General features: G+C 68.2%; 15 protein-coding genes. 9 read left to right on the top strand and 6 right to left on the bottom strand.

Features of this window, described 5'->3' with window-relative positions:
• Positions 1 to 63 precede the first annotated feature (63 nt).
• Entirely contained in the window at positions 64 to 675 is a 612-nt protein-coding gene (locus AC3CHW_RS15565) for a TetR/AcrR family transcriptional regulator (RefSeq protein WP_488470839.1), read from the top strand.
• Between the two features lie 51 nt (positions 676 to 726).
• On the opposite strand, the gene AC3CHW_RS15560 is transcribed toward AC3CHW_RS15565, so the two are convergent.
• The 4 genes from AC3CHW_RS15560 to AC3CHW_RS15545 all read right to left on the bottom strand — a co-directional run bounded on the left by AC3CHW_RS15560 (position 727) and on the right by AC3CHW_RS15545 (position 4,263).
• A complete protein-coding gene (locus AC3CHW_RS15560; protein WP_488470838.1) occupies positions 727 to 981 on the bottom strand; it encodes a DUF6332 family protein in 255 nt (84 codons plus the stop codon).
• A 140-nt stretch (positions 982 to 1,121) separates the two neighbouring features.
• Positions 1,122 to 1,739, bottom strand: a complete 618-nt coding sequence (locus AC3CHW_RS15555) for a YdcF family protein (RefSeq protein ID WP_488470837.1) — start codon at positions 1,737 to 1,739, stop codon at positions 1,122 to 1,124.
• Between the two features lie 51 nt (positions 1,740 to 1,790).
• Positions 1,791 to 3,056, bottom strand: a complete 1,266-nt coding sequence (locus AC3CHW_RS15550) for a helix-turn-helix domain-containing protein (protein ID WP_488470836.1) — start codon at positions 3,054 to 3,056, stop codon at positions 1,791 to 1,793.
• A gap of 28 nt (positions 3,057 to 3,084) precedes the next feature.
• Positions 3,085 to 4,263 (bottom strand): helix-turn-helix domain-containing protein, encoded by a 1,179-nt coding sequence (locus AC3CHW_RS15545; RefSeq protein WP_488470835.1) that lies wholly within the window; start codon positions 4,261 to 4,263, stop codon positions 3,085 to 3,087.
• Between the two features lie 208 nt (positions 4,264 to 4,471).
• Here AC3CHW_RS15545 and AC3CHW_RS15540 point away from each other — a divergent pair, with 208 nt between their 5' ends.
• The 3 genes from AC3CHW_RS15540 to AC3CHW_RS15530 are packed head-to-tail and all read left to right on the top strand — an operon-like array spanning position 4,472 to position 5,621.
• The gene (locus tag AC3CHW_RS15540) at positions 4,472 to 4,708 is read left to right on the top strand and encodes a hypothetical protein (protein ID WP_488470834.1); all 237 of its coding nucleotides are present in this window, start codon (positions 4,472 to 4,474) and stop codon (positions 4,706 to 4,708) included.
• On the top strand, positions 4,705 to 5,142 hold the full coding sequence (locus tag AC3CHW_RS15535; protein WP_488470833.1) for a hypothetical protein: 438 nt from the start codon (positions 4,705 to 4,707) through the stop codon (positions 5,140 to 5,142). Before AC3CHW_RS15540 ends, AC3CHW_RS15535 begins: the two co-directional genes overlap by 4 nt.
• On the top strand, positions 5,139 to 5,621 hold the full coding sequence (locus AC3CHW_RS15530) for an NUDIX hydrolase (RefSeq protein WP_488470832.1): 483 nt from the start codon (positions 5,139 to 5,141) through the stop codon (positions 5,619 to 5,621). Before AC3CHW_RS15535 ends, AC3CHW_RS15530 begins: the two co-directional genes overlap by 4 nt.
• A 191-nt stretch (positions 5,622 to 5,812) precedes the next feature.
• Here the strand turns inward: AC3CHW_RS15530 and AC3CHW_RS15525 are convergent, their stop codons facing one another.
• Positions 5,813 to 6,283, bottom strand: a complete 471-nt coding sequence (locus tag AC3CHW_RS15525) for an NUDIX hydrolase (protein WP_387599880.1) — start codon at positions 6,281 to 6,283, stop codon at positions 5,813 to 5,815.
• Positions 6,284 to 6,766: 483 nt separating this feature from the next.
• Between AC3CHW_RS15525 and fxlM the strand changes: the two genes are divergently transcribed.
• The 5 genes from fxlM to AC3CHW_RS15500 all read left to right on the top strand — a co-directional run bounded on the left by fxlM (position 6,767) and on the right by AC3CHW_RS15500 (position 14,470).
• Entirely contained in the window at positions 6,767 to 7,987 is a 1,221-nt protein-coding gene (gene fxlM / locus AC3CHW_RS15520) for a methyltransferase, FxLD system (protein ID WP_488470831.1), read from the top strand.
• A gap of 80 nt (positions 7,988 to 8,067) precedes the next feature.
• Positions 8,068 to 8,271: a hypothetical protein gene (locus AC3CHW_RS15515; protein ID WP_387599885.1), complete on the top strand. Its 204-nt coding sequence runs from the start codon at positions 8,068 to 8,070 to the stop codon at positions 8,269 to 8,271.
• 94 nt (positions 8,272 to 8,365) lie between these two features.
• On the top strand, positions 8,366 to 11,212 hold the full coding sequence (locus AC3CHW_RS15510) for a lantibiotic dehydratase (protein ID WP_488470830.1): 2,847 nt from the start codon (positions 8,366 to 8,368) through the stop codon (positions 11,210 to 11,212).
• Complete coding sequence (locus AC3CHW_RS15505; RefSeq protein ID WP_488470829.1) at positions 11,209 to 12,429, top strand: lanthionine synthetase LanC family protein; 1,221 nt, start codon at positions 11,209 to 11,211, stop codon at positions 12,427 to 12,429. The genes AC3CHW_RS15510 and AC3CHW_RS15505 overlap by 4 nt, the downstream gene beginning before the upstream one ends.
• A 1,246-nt stretch (positions 12,430 to 13,675) precedes the next feature.
• Positions 13,676 to 14,470: a phosphotransferase gene (locus tag AC3CHW_RS15500; RefSeq protein WP_488470828.1), complete on the top strand. Its 795-nt coding sequence runs from the start codon at positions 13,676 to 13,678 to the stop codon at positions 14,468 to 14,470.
• A gap of 1,621 nt (positions 14,471 to 16,091) precedes the next feature.
• Here the strand turns inward: AC3CHW_RS15500 and AC3CHW_RS15495 are convergent.
• Positions 16,092 to 17,849 (bottom strand): GmrSD restriction endonuclease domain-containing protein, encoded by a 1,758-nt coding sequence (locus AC3CHW_RS15495; protein ID WP_488470827.1) that lies wholly within the window; start codon positions 17,847 to 17,849, stop codon positions 16,092 to 16,094.
• Between the last annotated feature and the right edge of the window lie 315 nt (positions 17,850 to 18,164).

Raw genomic sequence — 18,164 nt, 5'->3', positions numbered from 1 at the left:
TGCGTGCGTTACGAGCCGCGCGAGCAGCGTGCGTAACAAGCGTTCGGTACGTAAGCTGGCAGTATGCCGCCCGCACCCGGAGATCGTGAAGCCCGTCGCGAGGAAGTGTCCGAGGCCGTGTGGCGCGTGCTCGCCGAGAAGGGCTTCGGCGGCCTGACCCTGCGGGCCGTCGCCGCGGCGATGGGGGTCTCGACCGGGATGCTGATGCACTACTTCCCGACGAAGCGGGCCCTGCTCACGCACGCCCTGGACCTGCTGGAGTCGCGCACCGCCGACCGCCCGCGCCGCCCGCACCCCGCCCCGGGCCTGGCCACCGTGCGCGCCATGCTCCTGGACATCCTCCCGCTGACCCCGGACGACACCGCCCGCAACCGCGTCTGGGTCAGCTCCTGGGACCTCTCCCTCGCCGACGAGGACCTGGCCACGGCCCAGGCCGCCCGCTACACCCGGCTGCGCTCGACCCTCCGCCCCCACCTCGAAGCCGCCCGCGCCCTCGGCGAACTCCTCCCCACCGCCAACCCGGACCACCTCGCCGCCAGCGTCGTCGCCTTCACCCACGGCCTCGTCGTCCAGGCGCTGTTCGACCCCGCCCACTTCCCCCGCGACGTCCAGATCACCCTGCTCGACGGCTTCCTCACGTCGGTGGGGCTGCGGGCCCCGGACGACCAGCCGTGACGGGTGATGGCTGGCTCGCCTAGCCACCTACGAGGAGGGGCGGCTTCGCGGTCAGCGGCCCGGTCGCCGCCGCGCGTCGAACCGGGACAGCACCCACACCACCCGCCAGACCCCGCCCACCACTCCCAGGAAGGCGCCGCCCTTCAGCATCCCCCTGGCCGCCAGCCCAGTGAGCCCGAAGGCGAACGTGAGCGCGAAAGCGACGGCGAAGACCGCTCCGGCCAGCACGGCGGCGGACGCCAGGGCGAACCCGATCTCCACCGTCATGGCGTCCTTCTCCCACCGCGACTCACGCCCCATGTCCATGCCGGCACTCTCGCACCAAAGCGCCCTCACAGCAGGGAAGTTGAGGCTTATATCCCTCCCGACCGCCGCCACCGCCCCGCCGCCCGCTGTGCCGACGGTGGCGGACCCGCGGTGCGGCCGGGCCCCTCCGCCGGAGTCGGTCAGCCTCGCCAGGCTCCGTCGTCCCCACGCCGCGCGTCCCGAAAACTGCCGTCGCCCACGCGCCGGGGGCACTCCTCCCACTCCCGCACCACCCGCCGCCGCCCGATCGGCACGCGCGACCAGTTGGTACGGGTCACGGCCTGCCCCTCGTAGGCGGACTCCCACGAGATGGCGTGGAACGGCCCGATGTCCGGCACGAGGGTGGTGAGGCAGTGCAGGGCACGCCGGTGGTACCACTTGCCGACCGCCGCGACCCTGAGCCCGGATTCCAGCGCCTCGCGCAGGTGGGGCAACGCGAACTCGACGTTCTGCCAGGTGTTGGCGGAGGTGTCCTCATACCGGATGGCGGCCTCGGGCACGCCGCGTCCGAGTAGCAGCCTGCGCAACGCCCTCGCCTCGACCACTCCGTTGTGCCGGTTGACGCCCCCGGTCAGGATGATCAGCGGCGCCGTCCCCCGGTGGTAGCGCTCGACCGCGATCTCGGCCGGTCGCGCCTGGTTGGTCCCGAAGACGAAGAGCGCGACGGGGAGTTCGTCCGGCGGGGGCGCGTCGATATCGACGTATGAGGTGATCTCACGGATGTGTTCGGTGGTGAGGGGGGCGGGGGACGTGGTCACGGGGGCTCCTCGGGTGCGAAAGCTCGCCTGCCAGATCGGGTCGAGTGCACGTCACGCAGTCGAGTATTCGGCAAGTAGGGCCGCAACCTCCGGAACGTCTGCGTAACGGCGCAGGGTGCGGAGGATTGCGCGAACGCGTTCCGCGACCCTCTCCGATGCGATCTCCGACGACAGCGCGATGACTCGCTCCGTTACGGCTGCTGATTCCTCAGGCTCGTTTGCATCGGCGAGCGCCACCGCGAGCCATGAGAGATAGAGTGCCATTTCTCGCGCATGCGTGGCGTCGTATTCGGAAAGCACCTCCCGAAGTAGCGGAACTGCCCTCAATGGGCGGCGCAGTTCCGTGTAAATGCGGGATTCCATGATTCGCAGTTCACCCGAGTTCACCCAGTAGAGATAGGCGGGAGTCTCGTAACCCGCGGAGTTCGCGGAGTCTTCGCTGAGTGCTTCCGCAGCTTCCCCGAGCGCTCGCATGGCCTGCTGGCTGTGGGCCGAGCCTGCGGCTTTCGTGTGTGCCCACGCCACACGGTCCCAGTACAGCGCACGGGCTTTCGGTGGCGCTTCGGGGCCAGCATCAGCCAGCGCTGTTTGCGCCAGGGCCAGTCCTTCGGTTTCACGGCCGGTATTGACCATCTGATAGGCGAGGGACCCGGCAAGGTTTCCGACAAGGGCGCCGTCCTCAGCTTGCCGCGCAGCGCTCATGCCCAGCCGGTAGATGCGCTCGGCCTCTTGATGTAGGCCGGCATCACTGGCGATCCAGCCGGTAATCTGCGACAACTCGCCCACCTGACGCAAGAGTTGGCGGCCGATAGCTACGGAGAATGTACTTTCCCGATACATCTTCACAGCGCGTCGAAGTTCCCGGCAGGCCGGATGGATGAGATCTCCCCCGGCGAGAAGGTCGTCGGCAAGCCTGAGCCCATGCACGCGCTGCCTCAGGTCATCGACCTGAGTTACGCCGAGGCGGCGGCCCACCCTCCTTTCCGTCACGCTGAGCGGGTCGCCTTCGGGTAGGAAGTCAGCCAACGACAGTACAGGGGGCACCACGGAGTCTGTTGATTCGCCGCCCGGCGCCGCGCGGCCAGGTGATAGCGACCGGTTCATCGGATCGCCGGGATTGAGGGCGATGTCGACTAACTCGCCACCGGCGCCTACGAGTGTGTCCAACGATTGTGCAAGCTTTACCGACGGCTTCTGCTTGCCGTTGAGAACACGGGACAGGTAGGAGATGTCATAATTTATGGCGCGTGCGGCGGCTTTTATCGAATAGCCGCTCTCGTGAAGGGCTCGGCGGGCAAGATCGGCGAACTCGCGCATCGTGAACCTCTGAGGTTGATCGGTGAAACTACTGAGAGAGCTCGTAAGGATCGGCGTCCAGAGCCCCGTCGATCTGGTCGAGCGCGTCTCGCAGGCCGCTGGGAACCGCGCTCATTCTCTTTCCTCGGCGGGTTGCCTGCCTCAAGATTTTCAGGGTTACGCCGGATGATGTCTCGCTGATGGCGGGAATCAGTTTGGCGGCCTCTTCTTCGGCTGCCCGCCACGACTTCACGGCGACCAGGCTGTCGAGGAGGCGTACGGACGCCACGTTCTCGTATCCGACCTGGGCGCCATGGTGCTTCTCCGTGGCTCGTTCGAGCGTCGGAATGGAGTCGACCCACTGCCCGGTCTCGTGCTGCATACGTCCTTGTTGACGATCGATTTCACTCAGCGAGATCCACCAGGCCCAGTGCGGTTCATTTCGCGGAGAACTCTCCTGCAACAGGGCACGAGCCCGGTCAAAGGCACATGCGGCGCTCGTCGGGTCGCCCGTGCCGGCGAGGCCCTGACCTTCTCGTGCTCGGAACACCGCTTCGACGCGCGGTGTCAGTCGACCTTGACGTAACACCGATCGGGCGATGGCCAACTCCTCTCGCGGGCGACCGGCCCACCCTGCGATCATCCCGAGGTTCTGGAGGGTGATCAGTTCCGTGGAGCGGTCGCCACAGAGTGCAGCGAGGAACAGAGCCTCCTGGCTGAACCGGCGGGCAGCGTCGAACTGGCCCTCGTTGTTGAACAGGGCCCAGCCCGCGATCTCCGCCAGTTCCGCAGCCGCGGACTGAATATCGCGCTCGTGCCTGAGCGCGTAGTCGCCCTCGCCCAGGCGCCGGTGCACCACCTTGAACGAACAGGCGGCCAGCCCCGCGATGGGTAGCCCACGCACCTCGTTGTCGAGAGTGATCAGGCGTTGGGAGATATGCCGGATGGCGAGCACGAAATCCTCGCCCTGCGCCGTGTCGAGGTCGGGCAGGTCGTGACGTAGTGGCTGGTTCGTCGGGTCGGCGGGCTTCATGACGACAGCGGCTAGTTCGCCCCCGGCCCCGACCAGGTCGTCCAGCGATTGCGCGAGTTTGACCGACGGCTTCTGCTTCCCGTTGAGAACGCGGGAGAGGTAGGAGATGTCGTACTTCGTGGCCCGCGCGGCGGCCTTTATCGAATATCCGCTCTCGTGAAGGGCGCTGCGGGCAAGATCGGCGAACTCACGCATCGTGAACCTCTGAGGGTTGACCGGTCGTGTTGTCCAGAGTAGTCAAGCGACGTCAACTCCCGTGTGATCGCGTTATGTCGAAGCATGGGCGCATGCAAGGACCCCTGTGACGCGGTGAGCGTCCGAAGGGTCGCGACGTTGACGAAAGGCGAATGGTCGCCATGGGCCCACGGTTGAACTGGCACAGCAAGCGCGAGGGGAGCGTCCGGTGACAACCGACCTCCCCGAGCCCACCCCCGCCGACGCCAACTTCGAAGCGCTCGTCGACAAACACGAGCGCGAAGCGCGGCAGGACGCGCCCCATTCCTGCGCCACGTGCCGGGCCCTGTGGATCGTGGCGGAGCGGGCCGCGGCCCTGCGTGACGCGACGCAGCGCCGCAAGGCCGTCGAGGCGCTGCACGCGCACCGCCGCCGCGACCACCGGGGCGAGGAGGCGGCGCGGTGAACACCGACGAGCGCGTACGCCTCGTGCTCACGGGCGAGCACGAGGTGCGTACGTCGGAGGGGGCCGTACTGCGGTTCTTCCTCGCGCGCGGCCCGCTGGCCGACCCCGGCTTGGTCTGGGAGCACGCGACGGACGTGGAGTTCCAACACGCCTACGAGCTGGCGCTGTTCGACCCGCACGGGCTCGACGCTCAGCTCCTGTTGCCCAACCCGCACCGCATGCAACTGGCCCTCGACGCCCTGATGGGCCCGGGCAGCTTCTTCTGGTCGGACGGCGCGGACGTGTCCGGCGTGCTGACCACCAACGGGAAGGCGCCCGAGGAGTGCGGGTTCGGCCTGGCCACCGTCCAGTCGAGCACGAGCACGAGCACGAGCACGAGCACGAGCACGAGCGCGGACGGGGACGGGGACGCGGACGCGGGTGGCGCGGGATGAGCCGGCGCGAGGTGCGCGTCGACGTACTGGTGTGGCGGCCCCGCGACCCGTCCGCTCCGGCCGACCTGTCGTACGGCTGGCCGCGCGTGCTCCAGGTGCGGAGTACGGGGACGCCGTGGCAGCTCCCGGGTGTGGTGCTCCGCCGCGGCGAGGGGATCATGTCGGCGGCGGGGCGCGCGGCGTACGCCCTCGGGCTTGAGCTGCCGACCGTGCACCGCGCCCTCGCCCTGGACCAGCGCCCGGCCGCGGGCAACGCGGCGGAGCAGTTGATCGTCATCGTGGACGGCGGCTGGACCGACGGCGACGACGTGCACGTGACCGACCACAGCACCTCCCCGTGCCCCCACGACTGCCAGCACGAACGCCGCTGGGCCAGCGCGGACGACCTTGCCGGCGAGACCGGCATCGCCACCGCGCTGAGCGCGGCGCTGGGCAAGACGCCGGCGTTCGTGGTGGGCCGGGGCGGGGAGGTGGTGTGAGGACGGAACGCAGGGGGCTCCGGCCCCCTCGCCCAGCGCGTGGGCCGCGCGATGCGCGGGCGCGTGGCCGTATCCGCACGACGATGTCGAAGACCCGAACCGCGCGCCGGTCTCGCCCCAACCGGTATCTGCGCATGGCCTTTTGGCTCGCATTCCCTGGTGTCGACATGCAGGCTATTGATCAGGCGAATTCAGCCCAGGTACGGCGAGGTTCGATGCTCCAGGTAGTGCCGAATCCGTAGCCGCTGTGTGCGGTGCATCGGCAGATCGTCTACGGATTCGGGGGACACGAAGCGCAACTCCGTTGACTCGTCGGAGATAGTCAGCGTCCCGCCGATCACGCGCGCGGTGAAACAGACATTGAATTGCCGCCGCACCTCGCCATCCGTGTAGGCGATGATGTGGCGTGGGTCGGTGTACGTTCCCACCAACCCGGTGATCTCGACGTCAAGGCCCGTTTCCTCCCTGACCTCGCGCACCGCGCACCCGGGCAGGGAGTCGGTCATATCCATGCCGCCGCCGGGCAGCGCCCACAGGCCGTTGTCCCGCCGGCGCTGGAGCAGGACGCGCCCCTCGTCGTCGGTCACCACGGCTGAGGCCGCCACGACCAGGCTGTTCGGCTCGGGTGCGTTCGGGTCGTCGTCGTACTCGGTACGGGACAAGGTCAGTCCTCCTGTCGGGCCGGAACGGCGGACTTCCAGATGGCCGCGATGCTGTCAGCGTACGTATCGAATATGGCGCCTGTGCCAGCGCGTTTGATGGGTCATTTGAGGGCCGTGTGCGCATTGACTACTCACCCGCGCGTTTACGGGCGTCTGATCTTCTTCCGCGATGGGCCGGGGCGAGACGAATGATCGGCAGGACGTAGACGGTCCCGGACGGTCCGGGGCGGATATGAGTAATTCCGCGCGGGGGCGCGAGCGCCTAGGCGCGTACCTGCGGGTCGCGATCCGCCGGGTGCGGCCCCGGTAGCGATGCGAGCGTCAACGAGGTGAATGCGAGGCGCCCGTTGTGGTGACGCACCGAAGAAGCGTCACAAACACCTTCGCCGCGCGGCCGTCGCGTGGTGTCATGGCGAGTGCGGCCCTAAAGGCGCCTATACCTGGGGCAGTTGCTGTCCTATTCCGCGGGGGAGGAATGTCCGGGTGCCCGAAATCGACGTGGCCAGCGAATCGCCCGAAGAGTTACGACGGCGGATGGTGGCGGACCTGCGAGCGCGCGGGGCGATCCGTTCGCGTCAGGTGGAGGCGGCCTTCCTCGCCGTACCGCGACACGTCTTCGCCCCCGAGGCGAGCCCCGAGGAGGTCTACGGAGCGCCGGAGGCCATCTTCACGAAACGCGATGCCGCGGGTCGGCCCGTCAGTTCGGTGTCCGCCCCGTGGCTGCACGCGCGGATGGCCGAGGTGGCCGACGTGGCTCCGGGAATGACGGTGCTGGAGATCGGCTCCGGGGGGTGCAACGCCGCGTTGCTCGCGGAGTTGACGGGCCCGCGCGGCTCGGTGACCTCCGTCGACATCGACCCGGACATCGTCGCCCGCTCTCGTGCGCTGTTGGATGAGACCGGGTATCACGGCGTGCGGGTCCTGGAGGCGGACGGCGCGCAGCCGGTCTCCGGCGCCCCGACGCGGGGCTTCGACCGCATCCTCGTCACGGTCGGCGCGGCCGACCTCGCCCCGGCCTGGTGGGACCAGCTCGCGCCGGGGGGCAGGCTGGTGGTGCCGCTGAGGTTCCGCGGCCTTTCGCGGACGATCGCCTTTCACCGCGAACGAGGGCACCTGCGCGGTGACGCGCTCATCGTCAGCGGCTTCGTGGCCATACAGGGTGGCAGCGCGCACGCCCCCCAGGTCGTACGACTGGCCGATGACGACGTGCGGTTGGTGGTCGACGAGGACCAGACAGCCGACGTACCGGCGCTGGTCGAGGCGCTCGCCGGCCCCCGGTTCGAGCGCTGGACCGGCGTCGAGCTGGGCGGTTCGGAGCGGGTACTGCCGCGCCTTGAGGTGTGGTTGGCGGGCGCGCTCGCGCCCTACGGAAGGCTCCGTGCGACGCCGCGGGCGGCGGAGCGCGGCCTCGTCGGGTGGGTACTCGCGCGGGGCACGCCCGCGGTGTGGGACCAGACGTCACTCGCCTACGTCACGTTGCGGGCGGTGCCGCTCGCGGCGTCGGAGCGGTACGAGCTTGGCGTGATCGCCCACGGGCCTGGCCGTACGGACCTCGCCGGACGCCTGGCCGAGGCGGTCGAGCGGTTCGACCGCGAAGGCGGGCGCACGTCGGAACCGGTGGTGCGCGCCTACCGGCGCGACGATCCGGAGATCACCGGTGGCGTCGTCGTGGACAAGCCCCACGTCCGCCTGACGATCACCTGAACCGCTGGGGCCGCCAGCCGGGCGGCCAGCCCAGCACGCGCTTCTCCCGGCATCGGGCCGGGAGGGTGAAGGGAGTGGAGATGGCAATACCGCTCACGCCGGCCGAACCCGCCGGTGAAGTGGCCGAACCGACGAAGGCGTTGGCCAACGCCTTCGATCTGGACCCCACCCGGCACGACATCGCACGGCTGGGCATCTGGCTGGGCGAGGGAGACGAGGAGGGTGACACCACCGGCGACGGCTGCGGGGAGTCGCCCCCGCAGGGCCCCACAACCGGTTGCTGAACCGGTGCTCGCCGGGTCGGGTACGCCCCGCGTGCCCGACCCGTGCGGTCGTGTACGTCGACCGCGTGTGCCACACGGGGAGGGAGCGTCCGCGGTGCGTCGAGTCTTTGACCCCGGGCGGGTGGCGATGGCCCGTATCCCGCTCCGGTCCCTTGGCGACGGCGCGGCCACCGACAACGTCGCGCTGCTGAGGGAAGGCGTGTTCCTGTCGAGCCGAAGCGCTGCCCAGCAGGAGGGCACCGAGCGGGGGAGTGCGACGTGGCGCGCCTACGACGTGCGCTCGCGCTCCCGCACCACTCCGCACGGGGTGTTCGTCGGCGTCGCCACGGCCACACTGAACGCGTCCACCCCGCGCCTGAGGCTGGCGGGTGGCCACCGGGCCGTGACCTCTCCCAGCCCGGTCTGGCTGCTCAGTGTCGCTGACGAAGTGCTGCACGCGGGCCCGGAATTGTTGTCCGCGCTCGTTCTGACGGCGGCCCCGGAAGCCCGGGTACGCGGCGACCGGTTGGTGATCGACCACCTCGGCCACGCGGGGGCGCGGGTGACGAGCGTACGCGCTACCGCGGTGTCGCGGTGGCTCCTGCACGTCACCCGCCAAGGCGTCTCGGCCATCACCGTGATCGACGGACTGCTCCGTCGCCACCCCGGAACCAGCACGCGGCAGGCGCGGCGGGCGGTGGTGGAGATGATCGACACGGGGTTTCTGCGCACCGACGTCCTCCCCACGGACTCAGGTGCCCGCCCGCTGCGGCACCTGTTGGGCAAGCTGCCGCCCAGGTCGGCGGCGCGGGCCTCCCTGACACGCCTGGAGCAGCTCCTGACCCGGAGCGACGCACTCGCTCCCGGGGTGCCCGAACGGCGCGCCTTGTTGGAGGAGGCCAAGGACAGCGCCGACGCGCTCCACCTGGTGGACCGGCCGCTGAGGGTGGACACCCTGGCCGACGCCGACATAGCCCTCCCCCCGGCCGTCGGGGAGCGGGCCGCCGAGGCGGCCGGAGTGCTGTGGCGTGTCGGCCACCGGCGCGGCCCCCTGGCCGCGTACCACAGCCGCTTCCGCGCCACCTACGGTCGCCACCGGCTCGTGCCCGTGTGCGAGGTGCTCGACCCCGTGGTCGGCCTGGGTCCGCCAGGCCCTGACGACGCACTCGGCGCCCAGGAGGAACCAGCACCGCGCCGCACCGCCGCGCTCGCCCGACTCATGGCCAACGCCCTCACCTCGGACACGGGCGAACTCGCCCTGACCGAGGCCGACATCGACGAGTTGGCCAACGCCTCTCCGCTGCCACCGCCACGCACCGCCGAGATCCACCTCCAGCTTCTCCGCGTAGCGGGCGATCTCCGGGTGGCGGTGTGCCCCGGTACGGGTTCGCAGACCGCTGGTGCCGCCCCGGGGCGCTGGGTCGGCCACCTGCCGGGGCTCGCACACCACGAGGAGGCGGACACGGGGAGCGGAGCGCTGATCGCCGAGATCGTCTGTTCACCGCCCACCGGCCCCGCCGTCACCCTGGCCGCGGAAACCGGGACCGCCCCCTGGCGCATTCCGATCGGCGTCCCCGCCCGACCCGATGACCTCAAGCTCGACGAACTGGCCCTGACCACCAACGGCACCCACCTGGTCCTGTGGTCCACCTGCCACGACCGACCCGTGACCCCCGTGCTCCACAACCGCCTCGCCCACCAACACCTGTCCCCAGTCGCCTCGTTGCTCGCGCTCCTCGGTCAGGCCGGCACACGGCCCTGGCACCCGTGGAGCTGGCACCCGTTCGACCCCTGGCCGCGCACGCCACGCGTGCGCTACCGCGACATCACCCTGGCCCCGGCCCGTTGGCGCGTACCCGAAGCCCTCACGGCAGCCGCGACCCACCGCTCCGCGTTCCAGGCCCGCCTCGCCACCTGGTCCAGCCGCACGCGGCCCACGCCGCCTCGCGTTCTGATCGCCGAGGAAGCCGACCGCCGCCTCCCGCTCGACCTGCACGACGGCGACCAGCGGGAGCTGCTGCGCCGTAGCATCCGCCGGGGCACGCGCACCCTGGCCGAGCCCTTCGGCAGCGCGGAAGAACAAGCCGTGGTGGAAGGCGAGCACGGCGGCCGTCACCTGATCGAACTCGTCGTCCCCCTCACCCGACGCCACGCCCCACCCCATCCCACCCTCGACCCGCGGGTCACCCCACGGTCGGCCGGCGGCGGGCACCCACCTGGCAGCCAGTGGCTCTTCGCCACCCTCGCCGCCCCCGCGCACGTGCACGACGCCATCCTGATCGCACTCGCCCCGTACCTCGCCGCCTTCGCGCTGGAAACCGACCGCTGGTTCTGGCTGCGTTACAGCACCCCGGCGCTGGGCCCCCACCTGCGGCTGCGGTGGCACGGCGCTCCCCAGGCCCTGAGCACGCGTGTCCAACCCCGGCTCGCCGCCCTCGCCGACCAGCTCCACCACCGTGGACTGCTGCCCGCCACCGCGTTGCGACTGGAGACCTACGAACCGGAGACCGAGCGCTACGGCGGCCCCCAGGCCATCCGTGCGGCCGAGCGACTCTTCTCCGTCGACAGCCGACTCGCCCTGGCCGCCCTGCCCCGTGAGGAGAACGAGCGACTCGTCCTTGCCGCCATCACCGCCGCCGACATCGCGCGGACGCTCGCACCCGACCGGCCCCGCGCCGCGCTCGCCCCCGGTCGCCTCACCACCGTCCAGCGCCGGCGGCGTGACGATCTCCGCCGCCGACTGGTCGAGCCGGCAGCGCAACGACACGGAGCGGACATCGCCGCCGTCCGCGTCGAGCACCACGCCGCGCTCACCGCCTACCGCGACACCCTCACACCGGAGATCGCCGCGCACTGCGCCAGTGACGTCATCCACCTCCACGCCAACCGCATGCTCACCACCGACCCGCACCACGAGCGCCTCATGCGTACGCTGGCCGCCGACCTGTTACACCGCACGTGACGGCGGCGGTGCGCACCGCCGCCGCCCGCCTGGCCCTGGAGACCAGCCGAACCCTCCGCGACCCCGAAGCCATCGCGCGGAGCCTGCCGTCCCGGTCCGTACACACCCTCTCCTACGGCCTGGCCGGCACCGCTCTCCTCCACGCCTGCCTCACGCACGCCGAACCCGGCTCCGCCCGTACGGCCGCGGCCCACTGGCACGCGGCCACCCGCTCCCTCGGCACGGCCCCCGCCGACGGCATCCACACCGGTCCCGGCGCACTCGCGGCCTCTCTGATCATCGGCTGCGGCTACCTCCCACCGGCCGACCCGCACCACGCCCTGGTGCCCCGCGCCACCGCCTGGCTCACCGCCCGCGCCACCGCGCTGGCCCGCCACCACTACCGACTCGCCGCGTCCCAGCACGGCACACCCTGGGCGGTCTACGACGCGATCAAGGGCCTCACCGGCATCGGCCGCGTACTCCTCGCCGCCCGCCCCCGCAGCCGCGCCGAGGCCGAACCGGGCCTGTACGCGGCCGTGGACGCGCTCACCGATCTGACGCTCACCGCCCGCGGCGCCCGCCCCGGCTGGTGGCTCGCCGCCGACCGCCACCCACCCACCACCCTCCCCATCCCGGCCTCCGGCGCCGCCACCACCGGCATCGCCCACGGCATCGCCGGCCCCCTGGCCTTCCTGGCCACCGCCCACCGCGAAGGCTGCACGCGCCCCCGCCAGCTCGAAGCGATCCGCACCGCGGCGCGATGGCTCGTCGAATGGCAGTCACCCGACCACACATGGCCGCCCCACGTCAGCGGCCAGACCCTGGACCGCGACGACAAGGCCGCCCCGCGCGCGCGGGGACGTACCACCGCCTGGTGCTACGGAACCCCCGGCATCGCCGTCGCCCTCACCGCCGCCCATCACGCCCTCGGAACTCCCGACCCGCACCACGCGGCCCACGCGGCGCTGAACGCCCTCGGCGCCAGACCACCAACCGACTGGGACACCACCGGTACCGCCCTCTGCCACGGCACCGCCGGCGTACTCCAGTGCGCCCACCGACTCGCACACCCACCCCTGCTGACCCGAGCCGCCCACGCCACCGTGTACAGCCGCCCACCCCACCCCCACGGCTTCCTCACCGGCCGAGCCGGCACAGCACTGGCACTGGCCGAATTCAGCGGCGTGCTGCCGCGCTTGGCGCATGGGTGGGACAGCGTTTTGTTGATGTCGTGAGGGGAGGGGGCGTCCCCGCGTGCGGGGACCAGGCACCGACGGGTCGTGGTCGGTGCAGCGGAAGCGGGACCATCCCCGCGCGCGCGGGGACCAGTGCTGGAGGGGCCGGTAGGCGTCGAACATCGCGGGGCCATCCCCCCCGCGGGGACCAGCGGCGTGGCCCGGGTCTCCGGGCGCGCGCCCGGGGGCCATCCCCCCCGCGCGGGGACCAGCGGCGTGGCCCGGGTCTCCGGGCGCGCGCCCGGGGGCCATCCCCGCGCGCGGGGACCAGTGCCCCCGGCCCGGGTTGTGGGCGATGGACCAGGGGCCATCCCCGCGCGCGCGGGGACCAGGCGCGGTTCGGCCCGGCCCCCGACAACTCCGGGGGGCCATCCCCGCGCGCGGGGACCAGCGCCACAGGGCATCCAGCGTGCCGTCGGCATCGGGACCATCCCCGCGCGCGCGGGGACCAGAGCAATTGACCTGCGGCGTTACCCGGAGCCCACCCCGTTTTCTGCAACTTCCCGAGATTGCGGCACCAAGGGCATAGGGGATGAATCACTCACCGTCCGCGCCTCCCTTCACCAAGCCCCCAGGCTATCGGCCAGCCCGTAAGCGACGTACTCCGTGAGTGACGCGCCAACCCCGGCTAATCCCTCCAGGCGAGCAGGCCGAGTTGAGGGGAGGCGCACCGCTCCGGCACGGCAACCCACCCCCGACGGTGGCGCATCCGGCACGGAAGAACGTGAAGTACCCGTCCCGCGTGCCGCGTTGGCCGCTCGTCGCTTCGGCGGCAGAGTCGGGAGGGCGGCCGGGGAACACTCCGGAAGTGGCCGGTTACGCAACGTCGGGCCCTCCGGCGGCAGCCGGCAACACTCACAAGCGGATGTGCGACATCCGTGCGGTAGGCGGTCGAAATGGGGAAGGACAAGGAAAGAAGTCGATCTGTAACGGTCGACGAGCGATAGTCAAACGGCACCGACGGAACGCCAGCCACCAACCAACGGCGTCAGCGACCCTCGCGGGGAGGGGCTAGCCGGTCCGTAAAGTAAGGCCAGGAGAAGGGGAATTGGGCATGTGGCACACCTTAAGCGAATGTGATCACGACTGGATCGGTTGGAGCGGCAAGACCCGCTGCCGCAAGTGCGGCGCGACCCAGAACTGAGCGCGTTGGCAGGCGAGCAGTACTGACCAGTCCACTCCAAGGACGGTAGGGGCACGGGAACGTCCGGCCGGTGCCCCTGCCCCGGCAAGTGATCGGAACACGATGACCGAACGTGTGCGGTGGGCCGACCTACCCGCCGTCCTGAAACGCGCGATCGAGGCGCGTACAGGCCGCATCACCCGTACCGAAGAGGTTCCCGAGGGCCTGAACTGCTCGCTGGCCCTCGTCCTCGACACCCAGCGCGGCGAATCGGTCTTCCTCAAGGGCGTACGCACCTCAAGCCACGCGGACCGGGCCGGACTCCTCCAGGAACAGCAGGTCAACTCCCTCGTCAGCGAGCTGGGGGTGGGGCCGGGAATCCGGCACAGCTTCGAGTGCGAGGGCTGGCACTGCCTCGCCTTCGCGTACGTCAGCGGCGCGCACGCCAACCTCGGCCCGGCGTCCCGGGACCTGCCGGCGGTGGCGTCCACCCTCCAGCGCGTACAGGAGGCCCCGCCGCCGCGACTCCCGCTGCCCCGCTTCGCCGAACGCTTCGCCGCGCACCTCCGCCCCGGCGAGGCGGAGGCCCTTGGCGGACCGTATCTGCTGCACACCGACACCAACCCGCACAACCTCATGATCGAGGCCACGAGCGGCGTCGCCTACATCGTGGACTGGGCCATGCCCGCGCTCGGCCCTGCCTGGATCGACGTCGCGTACACCGCCGTACGCCTCATGGAATGCGGCCACACCCCGGAGGCCGCCCGCGCCTGGCTCGCCGATTTCGCGGCCTGGCGTACCGCCGAGCCCGCAGCCGTGGAGACGTTCGTCAACGTCGTCTGCCGCCACTGGATCGCCACGGTCGGCGAACGCGACGCCGAGCCGAGCAATGCGCGGTTTCGGAGCTTGCTTGTGTGAGCGGTGGGCCGGTGGCCGTCGTGCGGGGGGAAGCGGAGACACCCGCTCTCCTAAGGCGGTGGTCGCAGGTTCGAGACTTGTTGGGATACCAGCACAGGTGCTCGGACTTGAACGCTCCCAGGGGCGTTTAGCATCCACTTGTGACATCAACAGGGCGGTTGCGCTTGTGGCCAGGCCGCTTCTCTCAAAGTAGCCAGTCCGTGTAGCCCAAGGCTTCGCGTTTGGTGTCGTGTGCAAGGTGTGCGTACACGACCGTAGTGCTGATGATTTCTGAGCGGGCCGGGCTCTGCTGTCACGACACGGGACGCGGCTCCGGCCGCTGTGAGTAGGTCGGCAGTGTCGTACCAGCCACCAAGTGGCAGCCCGGCTCGGCTCGACCGCCCATGCGGTGGGCCAGTGGCGGTCACGGCTCCTCGAGCAACCTATCGCCGGTCTTGGAGACATACTGACACCCGGCGGACCGTGATCGGTCACTGCCGAGCGAGTCGCTGCGCTGGTCACCAGGTCACTGGAGTCGATACTCAAGGACGCGACGCACTGCTCGACGCGGTTGATGGCAAAGGAAACAGGTCTGGTGCAGTCGGCGTGTCACGGATATGGCGACGGGAGTTCGGCCTGCAGCCGTATCAGCCGCCCCGCTCGCAGGTCTCGACGGGCCCGTACTTCGTCGCCGAGGTCCACGACGTCGTCGGTCTCTACCTCGAGCCGCCGGAGCAGGGCCTGATCTTCTACATTGACGAGCAGTCAAGCTCCAGGCGCTTGACTGCTCGCAGCCCGTGCTGTCGATGATGCCCGGTGTCCCGCAGCGGGTCACCCATGACTACTTCCGCGCCTCCGCGCCGGCATCACTACCTGATAGCCGCACTTGAGGTGGTCACCGCACAAAGTCATCGGATCGCTCCACCGGCGCTGCCGTGTCTAATAGTTCAAAATTGGCCCATCAAGCTTGGTATATTCTCGGCCGGCTGGGAGGTCCGCCTGGGGCTGGACAACTACGCTACTCATAAAAGGCCACCTTTTAACGCCTGGCTGATGGAGCACCCGCTATCCCATTTCTACTTCACACCCACCGGATCGTCCTGGCTGAACCTAGCAAAGCGATGGTTCGTCGAGCCGACAAACAATAGATGCGGCGGGGCTGCCACAAGACCGTCCAAACTCCACAGTGAGACCCCGAACCTGGACTGCCGGTTGACACAGTACCGATGCCCGAGGCCCTACACCTGTGCGAAGTCCGCTGACGAGACCCTCGAAACTCCGCCATATTTGAGCAGAATATCCGATTCGGAAGATCTAGCTCAGCTCACTGCATGCAGGTTCAGTACCGCCCGGATCTGCACTCCCTCCCCTCGGCTCGATTTGGCACCGGCTAGTGCTCGTGCCGTGGAATCAGCGACCAGCCGCTTGCTGTCTGAGAAGAAGCGGTGGCAGTGAGCCGCGCAACACCACAGCTTTAATAAGCCACTGTGGAAGCATCCTCGAAGAATCGGCCTCAAGCTGGGGCTTTATCGGTAGGCCAGTAGGCTTCTCGACAGACCGGAACTCACGGATTCGCGATTGCGTACGGCAAGCGGTGCCGCATCGAACCGTCCTGTTGTCGTAATCGCCAGTGTGTCTGTCGTCAGCTGAAGCCCTTTGCCAGTGCCGCAATCTTCCTAACCTCGGTTACTTCTTTCGTCGAAGAACCATGCCTAATGAAGACACGATCCCCGCAATATGAGAGGTCGTTTTGCCCGGGAATTAGGACTCTGATTACTGAAAGTCCCTTGTATTCGATCGTATCCACGCCGCTCAAAATCTGAGTCGCCAAAGGTTCGCTAATTGGCTGCTGGGATAGTTTCGTCACGAAGTTCTGCACGTAGGCGTCCAGCGAAAGTTTAAGAGCCTTCGCTTCCCTGTCAACGCCCACGACGTAGTGATGCCGGCCGACTGGTACAGCGGTCACAGGGTAAAGCGCTTCTACCCGCTTTACATCGGCATCCTTGTCTGCAACTCCTATGAACAAATACCCTTCATGCCCTCGCTGAACGTTAGCGATTCCACAGATGGTTTCGGCTAGTCGTCCGAAGAGGGCGCCATCTCGCGTCTTGCGGTCATCTAGTCTAAGGATGCCCTGCTTGAACTCATATCGACTAGTTTCGATTCTGGATCTACGCAGCGAGTTCTCGAAATCCAATGACAGGCCTGGGCCATGCCCAAATACGGGTGGGATCGTGGCGACAAAATACCTCTGAATCAGTCCTGTGATCATGTCAATATTAGACGTGCGATCTTCTGCTGAGGTGTAGTGCCGTGCACTCTTGAGGCGGGGTCCTACGTTCCTCAGGGCCGTCACAATGGCGGCGTTGTCGATAGGCGACTTCTGCTGGCGGACAATGAGTTCGAAGAATGACATGAAAATTGCATAGAATGGAGTGCGGATCGGGTTCCCGCCACCCGGGCGGACCAGGTTCCGGAGGCCATTGGGGCCAGCGAGCTGCGAGTCAATAACCTCCGTCAACACAGAGAAAGTCGACTGAATCTCTGCTAGAAGGCGTCTACTTCCATAAGCGGCCAGAGATCTTTCTAGGCGCTTATGCTTTTCGCTTTGCGAGTCATAGATCTCATCGAACTCTTCTTTGCTTGCGGGGAAAGGGCTTCCGGACAAGATGGAGGCAGAAATGTCTGCAACCATTTGCTCATCATCTCCCTCTCGCAACTGCTTTACGTTAAGGATGCCGTGCCTGATCCATACTGTGTCTTCAGCTCGGACACCGTACTGCTGGTTCTCACGGGAGGATTCGATGGAAATGCTCGGCATGTCGTGCAGTAGGACTACGTCATCCGAGACGTCCCCCCGCAGCGAACTCGCCACCGTACGCACTAGCTCCGAGAGCGGGTTGAGCATCCCCGCTTGCCGCTTTTCCTGGGCGCTCAATTGTCGCCCGTTCGAGTTGATGCGGCTGAAGACGTCGGTAATTTGTCCCTCGGTCTGAGTTGGGAAAATTGTGACAGCCAGCTGATAATCAACCAGGTTCGCGCACTTATCTGCAGGCAGGAGGTTCTGAATGTGTGCAGGTTTGAATGCGCCAGCGGCAGCCGCCTGACGCGCTCTGGCGCTTTGACCTAGATCAAAATGCATGCCATTGTAGTCAAATTTCTGTTCGATGAATGAGAAGATTGCATCAAGGCGCTGCATACCATCGATGATTTCATACTTGCCGCTGCCGTGAATTTCGGGCCTTTCGGCTAGGAGGATTAGGGGGATTGGGTATCCGTCCAGAATGCTATCGATCAGAAGTTGCTTCTCCGCGACTGACCAGACGAGCTTTCGCTGATACCTTCGATTCACGAGGAGCGAATCTTCTCTGAAAAGCCGGTAAGCCTCTGTAACGCTCATGCCTCGGGGGGTGATGGAAACGTGGACTTCCGACGACAAGATCCGCTCCCTTGGAGTAACAGTGTTCTTTCTCAGCTTGGCACGTACGAGCAGCTTACATCCGCTTTTGCTGCGACTGCCGGTATCAACGGACGTCTAGCGGGCCAGGATCCTCCTCCTCTATATCGGTAGAACCCGGGCCGGCTCTGGGTTGCTACTGCACACTGCGTACGCGGCCAAGGTGAAGCATTGCTGCGAAACGTGGCATCCCGACGAAGGTTCGCGCGATGCATGCGGAAGCTGGTGACACGCTCCCGGTACGGCGTGGCGCACCGC

The organism is Streptomyces sp. MGP-BFMKR1 (genome assembly GCF_057766585.1).
Note: the sequence above shows the minus strand (reverse complement) of the source record. Positions and strands in the feature narration are given on the sequence as shown.